Origin of the sequence: Arthrobacter sp. CG_A4 (genome assembly GCF_035985125.1) — a bacterium.
Lineage (GTDB): Bacteria > Actinomycetota > Actinomycetes > Actinomycetales > Micrococcaceae > Arthrobacter.
In genome coordinates, this window is the sequence record NZ_JAXCID010000033.1 from 36,192 (window position 1) to 48,795 (window position 12,604).

At 64.8% G+C, this 12,604-nt stretch carries 5 protein-coding genes and 2 rRNA genes; 4 read left to right on the forward strand and 3 right to left on the reverse strand.

The annotated features are described in order from the left end of the window. The first annotated feature begins 579 nt into the window (after positions 1-579). From RCH07_RS13890 to RCH07_RS13905, 4 genes are all read left to right on the forward strand, one after another. Positions 580-1,803: a glycosyltransferase family 4 protein gene (locus tag RCH07_RS13890; protein WP_326968067.1), complete on the forward strand. Its 1,224-nt coding sequence runs from the start codon at positions 580-582 to the stop codon at positions 1,801-1,803. Between the two features lie 115 nt (positions 1,804-1,918). Continuing rightward, positions 1,919-4,303 carry a sensor domain-containing protein gene (locus tag RCH07_RS13895; protein WP_442784833.1) on the forward strand — a complete coding sequence of 795 codons (2,385 nt, stop codon included), beginning with the start codon at positions 1,919-1,921 and terminating at the stop codon, positions 4,301-4,303. A gap of 165 nt (positions 4,304-4,468) precedes the next feature. Beyond that, positions 4,469-6,580 (forward strand): putative bifunctional diguanylate cyclase/phosphodiesterase, encoded by a 2,112-nt coding sequence (locus tag RCH07_RS13900; RefSeq protein WP_326968069.1) that lies wholly within the window; start codon positions 4,469-4,471, stop codon positions 6,578-6,580. 135 nt (positions 6,581-6,715) lie between these two features. After that, on the forward strand, positions 6,716-8,536 hold the full coding sequence (locus RCH07_RS13905; protein WP_326968070.1) for a putative bifunctional diguanylate cyclase/phosphodiesterase: 1,821 nt from the start codon (positions 6,716-6,718) through the stop codon (positions 8,534-8,536). 5 nt (positions 8,537-8,541) lie between these two features. On the opposite strand, the gene RCH07_RS13910 is transcribed toward RCH07_RS13905, so the two are convergent. The 3 genes from RCH07_RS13910 to RCH07_RS13920 form a co-directional block, all read right to left on the reverse strand. After that, complete coding sequence (locus tag RCH07_RS13910) at positions 8,542-9,387, reverse strand: SDR family NAD(P)-dependent oxidoreductase (protein WP_326968071.1); 846 nt, start codon at positions 9,385-9,387, stop codon at positions 8,542-8,544. 155 nt (positions 9,388-9,542) lie between these two features. Then, positions 9,543-9,659 (reverse strand): 5S ribosomal RNA (gene rrf / locus RCH07_RS13915). A 245-nt stretch (positions 9,660-9,904) separates the two neighbouring features. Continuing rightward, positions 9,905-12,604: ribosomal RNA gene (locus tag RCH07_RS13920) — 23S ribosomal RNA — on the reverse strand; the annotation flags it as partial.

The following is a 12,604-nucleotide window of genomic DNA, read 5'->3' on the forward strand; positions in this document are numbered from 1 at the left end:
GTTTAGCGGCCATCTCTGGCGAATCGACGGCCGCGCCCGGGAGTATCAGGGCCCGCGTGTTGTGCGTGCACCCATTTGTCGGAATTGGCCGCTTCGCGGATGGATTTAGCGGCCATTTCTGGCGAATCGACGGCCGCGCCCGGGAGTATCAGGGCCCGCGTGTGGTGCGTGCGCCCATTTGTCGGAATTTGCCGCTTCGCGGATGGATTTAGCGGCCAATTCTGGCGAATCGACGGCCGCGCCCGGGAGCATCAGGGCTCGCGTGTTGTGCGGGTGCCGACGCGGTGGCCAGAATGCATATGCTCATTTTTCGCGGCCACGAGGGGTCATATGGGGACTATGTCCATCCCTTGGCATGGCCGAGGGACATGTCCATCCCTTGGCCCGGCCGAGGGACATGTCCAGTGGTCGGGGTGGCGCGGCAGAAGCGAGGGACATGTCCAGCGGCCGGGGAGGCGCCAGCAGCAGCGAGGGACATGTCCAGTGGCCGAGCCTGCATCCCGCCGTGTTAACCAACTCTTCCCTCCCCAGCCACACACCTGACCCCGTGCCGACAGCCGGCCCCCGCACCGTGGAGGGGTGAGGATCGCAATTGTGGCCGAATCATTCCTGCCGCTGATGAACGGGGTAACGCACTCAATCCTTCGTGTCCTGGAGCATCTCCAGGAGCGCGGCGACGAGGTGCTGGTGATCGCGCCTTCCACCCAGGACAACGAGGCCCCGAGCGAGGTCTACGGCGCGTACGTCCACCGGCTTCCCTCGGTTCCGCTGGCCGGCTACACGAACGTGCGCGTGGCGATGGGCGGTGTCTATCGGGTCAAGCGAATCCTTGCCGACTACGCACCGGACGTGGTCCACTTGGCGTCGCCGTTCGTGCTCGGCTGGCGGGCGGCCCAGGCCGCGCACCAGCTGGGGATCCCCACCGTCGCCATTTACCAGACCGAGGTCCCCGGCTATGCCGGCCGCTACGGGGTCCCGTTCCTGGAGAACTGGGCCTGGAACCGGGTGGAGAACATCCACCTTCTCGCATCCCGTACCCTGGTGCCCTCCAGTTTCGCGCTCGACCAGCTCCTCGGCCGCGGCATTCCGCGGGTGGAAATGTGGCGGCGCGGCGTGGACACCCAACGGTTCTGCCCGGCCAAGCGCGACGACGGCTGGCGGGCCGCCGCCGCTCCCGGCGGCGAGCGCATCATCGGCTACGTGGGCCGGCTCGCCGTCGAAAAGCAGGTGCAGGACCTCGCGGTGCTGGCCGATGTTCCCGGAACGCGGCTGGTAATCGTGGGCGACGGACCGCAGCGGCGGGCCCTCGAGGCAGCCCTGCCGGGCGCGCTGTTCACCGGTTTCCTCGGCGGCGGGGAGCTGGCCCGTGCCATCGCTTCCTTTGACCTCTTCGTCCATCCCGGCGAGTTCGAGACTTTCTGCCAGACCATCCAGGAGGCCATGGCGTCCGGCGTGCCGGTGGTGGCCACAGGCCGCGGCGGCCCGCTGGACCTCGTCGAGAACTCCCGCACCGGCTGGCTGTACGAACCGGGCGACCTCGCCGCGCTGCGGGCCCGGGTGATGGACTTGATGGGCGACGACGCCAAGCGCCGCGCGTTCGCCGCCGCGGCCCACGCGTCCGTCCAGGGCCGGACCTGGTCAGCGCTGGGCGATGAACTCGTCCTGCACTACCGTGAGGTGATCTCGGCCAGCACCGCCAGCACAGGACAACACACCGCCGGCCCAGGACACTACACCTCCGGTCTTGGACAACACACCCCCGGCCCGGGCCCCGGACACAGCGCCGCCGTCAACCACCGCTGACCGCCCCTTGGGTTTCGGTTTGCCCAACCACCCCGCTGAAACGCCGGTGCCCCGGCTTGCTACCAGTGGCCCGGTGAGACCCCTATGATTTCCTGAGGGGAGGACTCTCAATGGAATATCAGTGGTCTCATATCCGCACGGCGGCAGCCGCGTGACGGCGACCCCGCGCCCGGTGCCAAGCCCCGAGGCAGTGCTGGAATCCAGTCCCGACGCCCTCCTGGTGGTCGCCGAAGACGGCACCATCCTCCGTGTCAACGCCGCGACGGAACGCATGTTCGGCTACACCCGGGATGATTTGGTGGGTCGCGACCACCGCATCCTCCTGACGGAGGGCTACCACGGCGGTTTCCAGCGCCTGTTCTTCGCGCTCCGCAAAGGGCTCGACGCCGGCGCCGGGGCCACCGATCCCCCGCCGGTCGAGGCCTACGGCCGGCGCCGCGACGGCACCGAATTCCATGGCGAACTGACGTACGCCCTGCTCGCCCCGTGCACCGGTCCAGGCGCGGACCCCGGCACCGGCCCGGGCCCGGGCCCGGGCCCGGAAAGCAAGGCCGACCCCGCCAAGGCCGACCCCACCGACGCCGACCCCGCCGACGCCGAACCCACCAGCATGGCCGTCACCGTCCGGGACATCTCCCACCGGCTCGCAGCGGACGCAGGTCTGCGCGAGTCCATGTCCCTGCTGAGCGCCACGCTGGAATCCACCGCCGACGGCATCCTCGTGGTCGGCGCCGAGGGCCAGATCGCGGGCGTCAACAACCAGTTCGTCTCGATGTGGGGGATCCCGCGGGAACTGCTGGCGACCCAGGATGACAACGCCGTGCTGGGCTTCGTCCTGGACCAGCTCAAGGACCCCACCCAGTTCATCGAAAAAGTCACCGCGCTCTACGCCGATCCCTTGGCGGAAAGCCATGATGTCCTGGACTTCCGCGACGGACGGACCTTTGAACGCTACTCACGCCCGCAGCTGGTCGCGAACAAGGTGGTCGGCCGAGTCTGGAGCTTCCGCGACGTCATGCCCACCCGGATGGCGCAGGACCAGATCACCAAGGCCATGGCTGGTCTTGCCGAGCAGGCGGCCCAGCTCAAGGCCCTTGCCTTCCAGGATCCGCTGACGGGCCTGTCCAACCGCCAGCTCTTCAACGACCAACTCGCGGCCGCCCTGCGCGGACCGTCCGCCACCGCCGTCGACGTCCTGCTCCTGGACCTTGACGATTTCAAGGAAGTCAACGACATCCTCGGCCACCACGCCGGCGACCAGATGCTCATCGAGGTGGGGCGGCGGTTGCGCACCTGCGTCCGCCCGGTCGACGTTGTAGCACGCCTGGGTGGTGACGAATTTGTGGTCCTCCTCGTCGGCTCACTGGATCCCGACGCTGTCGCCGAGCGGATTGTCGCGACCCTGCGGGCGCCGCTCTGGATTGACGGGACCATGCTGCGGCCCAGTCTGAGCCTCGGCCTGGCGTCTATCGCGGACGACGGCGACGACGACGGCGCCGCCACCGGCGATGCCAGCGCCCACCGCGCCAGCGCCCACCACCCCGACGCCGACCACCACGACGCCGACCACCCCAGCGGCGGCGGCGCCTCCGGGCTGCTGCGCCGGGCCGACGTCGCAATGTATGCCGCGAAAGCCGCCGGCAAGAACAGGTACCTGCGGTTCCTGCCGGCGATGATGAAGTCCCTCGTGCAGCGCACGGAGCTGGTGTCCGGTCTGCGGGTGGCCGTGGACAGCGGCCAGATCGAGGTGCACTACCAGCCGATCGTCTCCGCCAAGCTGGGCGTTGTCGGGACGGTCGAGGCGCTGGCCCGCTGGAGGCGCGACGGACAGATCGTCCCGCCGCTGCAGTTCATTCCGGCCGCCGAGCGCAGCGGGCTGATTGTCGAGATCGGGACCGAGGTGTTACTCAGGGGCTGCACCGAGCTGAAGCCCTGGCTCGCCGAAGACGCCACCCGCTCCCTCGCCGTGAACGTCTCCGGCGTTCAGTTGCAGCACGGAGATTTCGTCGAGCTGGTGCTCGCGGTGACGGCGTCCTGCGGCGTTGCTCCGCAGCAGCTGGTGCTGGAAGTTACCGAGAGTGTCTTTTTCGACGACGACTGCCACGTGATCCAGCAGCTCACCGCCCTCCGTAGCGCCGGGGCGCGCGTGGCCCTCGACGATTTCGGCACCGGCTACTCCTCGCTGGGCAGGCTTCAGGACCTGCCCGTGGACACCCTGAAGATTGACCAGTCCTTCGTCGCCATGATCCACACGGGTAAGGAGAAGCTGCCCATCCTGCGCGCCATGATCGGCATGGCCCAGGGACTCGGCCTGAATGTCACCGCGGAGGGTGTGGAGACGGCAGCACAGGCCGAGTACCTGATGGACCTGGGCTGCGATTCCCTGCAGGGCTTCCTGTTCTCCGGCCCCGAGCCGGGGTCCGCGTTGGAGCCCGCTATCGCCCGGTCAGCCCAGGCATTTGCCGCACTGTGGGGCGGCCGGGTCGCCGGAAACCGGTGACCCCGCCGGGCGCCGCAATAGAGCGGCCATGACCTGGACGCCAGGGTGCTGGACGCCGAGGTGCTGGACAAGGGGCCGGGGAACCCTATGATTCAGGGGAACGTATTGCCCGCGGCGCCGCCGCCGGGTCTGTTTGCATCCGTCGCTTTGGGGGCCGGTATCGCCGTGGGACCTGGGATTGAAGAGAGCCTGCTGGAACAGGGTCCCGACGCTTTTTTGCTGCTGAGCATGGACGGAACCGTCGCACTGGTGAACTCGGCGGCGGAGTGCCTTTTCGGCTACCCGCGCGATCAGCTCGTGGGTAGCCAGCACAACATCCTGCTGTCCGAGGACGAACGCGGCGGATTCCTCCGCGTCCTCGGCAGGCTGGGCCGGGGAAGCATGGCCGGAAAGCGCCCGTTTGCGGCGGCAGGGCGCCGCAGTGACGGCACCGAACTGGCCCTGGAAATCACCTGCTCGCTCGTAACGTTCGACGGCGGCACCGCCGTGGCGGCCGCCGTCCGCGATGTGAGCCACCGCCACGACGCCGATTCCGGCCGGCGCCTGGCCGTCTCCTTGCTGGACGCCACCCTGGAAACCACCGCCGACGCTATTCTTGTGGTCTCCAACGAAGGGCAGATCACCGGCATTAACGATCAGTACCTCAAACTCTGGGGCATGCCGCCGGAGCTCATCGCGGCCGAAGACCCGCTGGCTCTGATCAGCTTCATCACGGGACAACTGGTCGATCCAGCGTACTTCCTGGCCAAGATGACCGCCCTGCACGCGGACCGGGTGATGCAAAGCCATGACGTGCTGGAGTTCAAGGACGGCCGCACCGTGGAACTCTACTCACGTCCGCAGAAGGTAGCGGACACGATCGTGGGACGGATCTGGAATTTCCGCGACATCACCTCCCACCGCAGTGCCCAGAACCAGGCACGCCGGGCCATGGAGGAACTCGCCGAGCAGGCCGACAAGCTTAAGGAACTCGCCTTCCAGGACCCGCTGACGGGCCTGGCCAACCGGATGCTTTTCAACGAACGCGCCTCCGCCGCGCTGCTCAATCCAGGGCCCGTGCACATGCTGTTGCTGGACCTTGACGATTTCAAGGAAGTCAACGACGTCCTCGGCCACCATGCCGGGGACGAGATGCTGGTGGAAATTTCCCGGCGGCTGTTGAACTGCGTGGGACCCCACGGCACCGTCGCACGGCTGGGCGGCGATGAATTTGTCGTCCTGCTGGTCGGCTGCCGGGACGCCGACGCCGTCGCGCAGCGCATCGTCGCGACCCTGAATGCTCCGGTCTCCATCGAGGGCACCCTGATGCGCCCGGGCCTGAGCCTGGGGGTGGCCTCGCGGGATGCGGGGACCCTGACGTCCTCGGAGCTGCTGCGGCAGGCGGACCTGGCCATGTACGCGGCCAAGGAAGCCGGAAAGAACTGCTACGTCCGCTTCCGGCCGGAAATGCTCGCCGCACTGCTGGAACGCACCCAGATCACCGCGGGGCTGCGCCGCGCCGTCGAGCTCGGCCAGATTGTGGTCCACTACCAGCCTGTCGTCTCCACCAAACTGTTGGAGGTTGTGCAGTTTGAAGCCCTGGCCCGCTGGGATTGGGACGGGCAGCTGATGGCCCCGGACGCTTTCATCGAGACCGCCGAGCGCAGCGGCCTGATCCGCGACATCGGGGCCGAGGTGCTGCGGCGAAGCTGCACCGAGCTGTCACCGTGGCTCGCGGCGGATCCCGGCCGGACCCTGGCCGTGAACGTCTCCGGCGTGCAGTTGCAGCACGCAGACTTCGCGGACCGTGTGCTGGCTATCGCGGCCCGGTGCAGCGTCGATCCGCACCAGCTGGTCCTGGAGGTGACGGAAAGCGTGTTCTTTGATGCCCACTCCCACGTCATCCAGCAGTTGGAGGGCCTGCGCAACGCCGGGATCCAGGTGGCTCTGGACGACTTCGGCACAGGCTATTCCTCGCTGGGCCGGCTGCAGGAACTCCCGGTGGACATCGTCAAGATTGATAAGTCATTTGTCTCCATGCTGCGCACCGGGACGGAGAAGCTGCCCATCCTGACGTCGATGATCCACATGGCCCGGAGCCTGGGGCTGAAGGTCACAGCAGAGGGCATCGAGACGCCAGCCCAAGCCCGGTACCTGATGGACCACGGCTGCGATGCCCTGCAGGGCTTTATGTTCTCCCGTCCGGAGCCCGAACCCCGGCGGGAACTCGCCATCCGCCAGTCCGTGGCGGCCATCGCAACGCTCGAGGGCGTCCCGCTGCCGGGGTGGCCGTGTTGAAACATTCCGGCGCCGCATGATGCGCATCACGCGGCAGCGGGCTGCACCGCCTATAGTTTATGAAGCGCAGCCCCTCTTGTTCTCCGCAAGGTGCCTGCAATCCGTATCCGTCGCTTGGGGGGCAGGCAAAACATCATGGACCCAGGGTTCGCACAACTACTGCTGGAGCACAGCCCGGACGCACTGCTGGTCCTCGATCCGGACGGATCCATTTCCTTCCTGAACACCGCCGCTGAGCGGCTCTTCGGCTACTCCCGCGCCCAGCTCATCGGTGCCGACCACAGCCTGCTGCTGGCCGAGGCGTCGCGTGAGGATTTCCACCGGGTCCTGACCAGTGTGGGCGCCGCGGCGGCGCCCCTCCCCCGGGCCTTCGCCGGCTCCGGCCGCCGCGCCGACGGCTCCGAGGTGCCGATCGAAATATTCTGCTCGCTGATCCCCGCCCAGGCATCCGCGGGCTCCAATCCCCCGTCCGTCGCGTTGTCGGTCCGCGGCACGGCGAACCGTCCGGCGCCGTCGTCGGGCAGCCGCCCGGGCTACGCCGCCGCGGTGAACGCCGCAGACGCCGCTGCAGCAGACACCGTCACGCACCGCCGTCGTACTGCTGTCGCTGCCACCGCCGCTCCCGCTCCCGCGGCCTTCGCCGAGCACGACGACGAGCTCAAGGCCGGCGTGCTGCGTGATCCGCTCACCGCGCTGCCCAACGGGACCCTGTTCAATGAACGCCTCGCCGCGGCCCTGCGCCGGCCGGACCCGGTGGATGTGCTGCTGCTGAATCTGGACGACTTCAAGAGCCTCAATGACTTGCTGGGCAGATCGTCCGCGGATGAACTGTTGGTGGAGGTCGCCAGCCGGCTGCGCAACTGCGTCCGCCCGCATGACACCGTGGCCCGGCTGGGCGGCGACGAATTCGTGGTGCTGCTGACCGAATGCCTCAACGCGGACGCGGTGGCCACCCGGATCGCCGAGTCCCTATACCAGCCGCTGCGGGCCGGCGGCTCCGTGGTCCGGCCCGGCGTGAGCATGGGCCTGGCCTCAAAAACCCCGCAGACTCTGGACGGAGCCGAACTGCTCCGGCAGGCGGACGCGGCCATGAACGCGGCCAAGTCCGGCGGCAAGAGCACCTGGCTGCGGTTCCGGCCGGAGATGCTGAACACGGCGGTGCATAAGGCCGACGGCGAGACCGGGCTCCGGCGCGCCGTGGAGCTGGGCCAGATCTCTGTCCACTACCAGCCGGTGGTGTCGCCGGGCCTCGGGTCGGTGGTGCAGTTCGAGGCGTTCGCGCGCTGGGAACGGCACGGCCGGCTGGTGCCGCCCAACCAGTTCCTGCCCGTGGCCGAACAGAGCGGGCTCATCCGCGAAATCGGCGACGAGGTCATGCGCCGCGCCTGCGCCGAGATCCGCCCCTGGCTCGCCGGCGACGCCGCGCACATCGTCGCGGTGAACGTCTCAGGCCTGCAGTTCCAGAACCGCGACTTCGCCACGGACGTGCTCGCCATCGTGGCAGCCACCGAGGTCAGCCCGCGTCAGCTCATGCTGGAACTGACCGAAAGCGTATTCTTCGACGCCGGGTCCGACGTCCTGCACCAGCTCCGCCAGCTGCGGGAGGCCGGGGTGCGGATTGCGATGGACGACTTCGGGACAGGCTATTCCTCGCTGGGGCGGCTCAAGGAGCTGCCGCTGGACAACGTCAAGATCGACCGTTCCTTTGTGTCGATGATCAAGACCGGCCAGGAGCAGCTGCCTTTCTTTGCCACCATGATCAACGCCGCGCACGGCCTCGGCCTGAAAGTCACTGCCGAGGGCATCGAAACGCCGGCGCAGGCCAAATACCTGATGGACCGCGGCTGCGACTCGCTACAGGGCTACCTGTTCGCGAAGCCGGCCCCGGCCAGTGAGCTGGCCGGGACCATGGAGAGCGCCCTGACCGCGATTGATAAGGTCGACGCCGCGCGCTGACCCGGTTACCCCCGGTGATCGAGCTTGTCGAGATCCAAGGCGACCAGCGCCTCGCTGCGCTCCCACAGCTCCCGCGCGAGCTCCGCATCGTACGCCTGCTTATTGGCCTTCGCGAGGGCACGCTTGGCGTAGTACGCCCCGGAGATCCAGTCCTCACCGGGCGTCGCCGTGGCGAGCCACACGAGTGTGTCTGCGCCTTGTTCGGGGCTCAGCAGGAAGCGGCTGAGGAAGGTCTTGTACGCGTGCCGCATGGGACTCGTGGACTCGGCCGCAAAGTTTGTGGCCACGACGCCGGGGTGGAACGCCGCAGTGCTGACGCCATCCGCCGCGTAGCGGTTGTTAAGTTCACTCGTGAAGAGGATGTTGGCCAGCTTGGCGGTGCCGTAGGCCCGGTTGGTGGAGTAGCTCTTCGCGGCGTCCAGGTCCTCCAGATCCAGTTTACCGAAGCCGTTGGCGGCACTGGCGGTGTTGATGACGGTGGCGTTGCTGGCGGTAAGCACCTCCATCAGCTCCGTGGTGAGCAGGAAAGGGGCCAGGTGGTTGATCTGGAAGGTCTTCTCGTGGCCGTCCGCCGTGAGCTCGCGCTTGCCCATGATCCCGCCGGCGTTGTTGGCCAGGACGTCGATCCGCGGGTACTTCTCCTTCAACTGCGCAGCGAGCCGGCGCACCTGTGCCAGAACCGCGAAGTCGGCGACGAAGAAGTCCGCACCGATCTCCGTGGCGATCCGCTCGGTCTTCTCCGCGGAACGCCCCACGACCACCACGCGCTCCCCTCGTTTGCTCAGGATCCGCGCGGCGGACGCGCCGATGCCGTCGCTGGCGCCGGTGATAACAATGGTCCGCTGCGTCATGAATGTAGTCCTTCGAATGGATGCGGGTGTCGCTCTTACAACGCAGCCATGGCCATAAGTGTTCCGGAGCGTTGCGCTCCGGGGCGCTCAATTGGGGGTTAAATGCGGGAGAGCCTCCGACCTGGTGGTTGGAGGCTCTCGACCGTTTAATGGTTGTCCGGCGGTGACCTACTCTCCCACACCCTCCCGGGTGCAGTACCATCGGCGCTGTGGGTCTTAGCTTCCGGGTTCGGGATGGGACCGGGCGTTTCCCCCACGCTGTGACCGCCGTAACCCTTGCTCCCGTACCTTTGCCGCGCCTGGGGCGCGGGGGTTGGGAAATTTGTGGTTACCGCTTCCTGCACCGGTGTTCTGGTGCAGTTGTGGTGTTGTTATTGTGTTGTGGTTGTGTTCCCTGCAACGGACCGTGTGACGGGTTTGTTGTTTGGGAACCACATAGTGGACGCAAGCAGTCTTGTTTCTTTGTACCCTCTTCATGGTGTGAACGTCTTTTGAATCCGTTCACGAAAGGGGGTGTGTGGTGTAAGTTATCGGCCTATTAGTACCGGTCAGCTTCACGAGTCGTTAGTCCTCGCTTCCACATCCGGCCTATCAACCCAGTGGTCTGGCTGGGGGCCTCTCACACCCGGGGGTGTATGGAAATCTCATCTCGAAGCGAGCTTCCCGCTTAGATGCTTTCAGCGGTTATCCCATCCGAACGTAGCTAATCAGCGGTGCACTTGGCAGTACAACTGACACACCAGAGGTTCGTCCGTCCCGGTCCTCTCGTACTAAGGACAGCCCTTCTCAAATTTCCTGCGCGCGCAGCGGATAGGGACCGAACTGTCTCACGACGTTCTAAACCCAGCTCGCGTACCGCTTTAATGGGCGAACAGCCCAACCCTTGGGACCTACTCCAGCCCCAGGATGCGACGAGCCGACATCGAGGTGCCAAACCATGCCGTCGATATGGACTCTTGGGCAAGATCAGCCTGTTATCCCCGAGGTACCTTTTATCCGTTGAGCGACGGCCATTCCACAATGTACCGCCGGATCACTAGTCCCGACTTTCGTCCCTGCTCGAGATGTCTCTCTCACAGTCAAGCTCCCTTGTGCACTTACACTCGACACCTGATTGCCAACCAGGCTGAGGGAACCTTTGGGCGCCTCCGTTACTTTTTAGGAGGCAACCGCCCCAGTTAAACTACCCATCAGGCACTGTCCCTGACCCGGATTACGGGCCGAAGTTAGATGTCCAAAGTGACCAGAGTGGTATTTCAACGATGACTCCACCCGAACTGGCGTCCGGGTTTCAACGTCTCCCACCTATCCTACACAAGCCACTCCGAACACCAATACCAAACTATAGTAAAGGTCTCGGGGTCTTTCCGTCCTGCTGCGCGTAACGAGCATCTTTACTCGTACTGCAATTTCGCCGAGTTTATGGTTGAGACAGCGGGGAAGTCGTTACTCCATTCGTGCAGGTCGGAACTTACCCGACAAGGAATTTCGCTACCTTAGGATGGTTATAGTTACCACCGCCGTTTACTGGGGCTTGAATTCTCAGCTTCGCCTTGCGGCTAACCGGTCCTCTTAACCTTCCAGCACCGGGCAGGAGTCAGTCCGTATACATCGTCTTGCGACTTCGCACGGACCTGTGTTTTTAGTAAACAGTCGCTTCCCCCTGGTCTCTGCGGCCCCTGCACGCTCCGGACAGCTAGTGTCCATCACGCTGGGGGCCCCCCTTCTCCCGAAGTTACGGGGGCATTTTGCCGAGTTCCTTAACCATAATTCTCTCGATCGCCTTAGTATTCTCTACCTGATCACCTGTGTCGGTTTGGGGTACGGGCGGCTAAAACCTCGCGTCGATGCTTTTCTCGGCAGCATAGGATCACCGAATCCCCCCGTGAAGGGGTCCCATCGGGTCTCAGGCATCATGAACGGCGGATTTGCCTACCGTTCGCCCTACATCCTTAGACCGGGACAACCATCGCCCGGCTCGGCTACCTTCCTGCGTCACACCTGTTAATACGCTTGACTCCCAGGCTCAGATCCCGCGCTCCACCAAAACCCCCACACCCACAAGGGGTGCACGGGCAGGTTTCGGGCGGTTAGTATCCCCTGTTCACCATGGACGGTTTTTCGCCGGTACGGGAATATCAACCCGTTGTCCATCGACTACGCCTGTCGGCCTCGCCTTAGGTCCCGACTTACCCAGGGCAGATTAGCTTGACCCTGGAACCCTTGATCATTCGGCGGACGGGTTTCTCACCCGTCTTTCGCTACTCATGCCTGCATTCTCACTCGTGTAGGCTCCACCGCTGGTTTACACCGCGACTTCACTGCCCACACGACGCTCCCCTACCACTCCAGACGCCTGAACCAACCCCGCAACGGGGGCGGCTTAGCTACTATCTGAAATCCACAACTTCGGCGGTGTACTTGAGCCCCGCTACATTGTCGGCGCGGAATCACTTGACCAGTGAGCTATTACGCACTCTTTTAAGGATGGCTGCTTCTAAGCCAACCTCCTGGTTGTCTTCGCAACTCCACATCCTTTCCCACTTAGCACACGCTTAGGGGCCTTAGTTGGTGGTCTGGGCTGTTTCCCTCTCGACTATGAAGCTTATCCCCCACAGTCTCACTGCTGCGCTCTCACTTACCGGCATTCGGAGTTTGGCTGACGTCAGTAACCTTGTAGGGCCCATTAGCCATCCAGTAGCTCTACCTCCGGTAAGAAACACGCAACGCTGCACCTAAATGCATTTCGGGGAGAACCAGCTATCACGAAGTTTGATTGGCCTTTCACCCCTACCCACAGCTCATCCCCTCCATTTTCAACTGAAGTGGGTTCGGTCCTCCACGACGTCTTACCGTCGCTTCAACCTGGCCATGGGTAGATCACTTCGCTTCGGGTCTAGATCACGCCACTGCAACGCCCTATTCAGACTCGCTTTCGCTACGGCTTCCCCCCACGGGTTAACCTCGCGACGTAACACTAACTCGCAGGCTCATTCTTCAAAAGGCACGCCGTCACAGTAACTTGCGATAAATCGCGACTGCTCCGACGGATTGTAAGCACACGGTTTCAGGTACTGTTTCACTCCCCTCCCGGGGTACTTTTCACCTTTCCCTCACGGTACTGGTCCGCTATCGGTCATTAGGGAGTATTTAGGCTTATCAGGTGGTCCTGACAGATTCACACGGGATTTCTCGGGCCCCGTGCTACTTGGGATAC

Excerpts from the sequence above, each read along its gene's own strand:
- RCH07_RS13905 (WP_326968070.1), top strand. The coding sequence starts at position 6,716 with ATGGACCCAGGGTTCGCACAACTACTGCTGGAGCACAGCCCGGACGCA.
- RCH07_RS13910 (WP_326968071.1), bottom strand. The coding sequence starts at position 9,387 with ATGACGCAGCGGACCATTGTTATCACCGGCGCCAGCGACGGCATCGGC.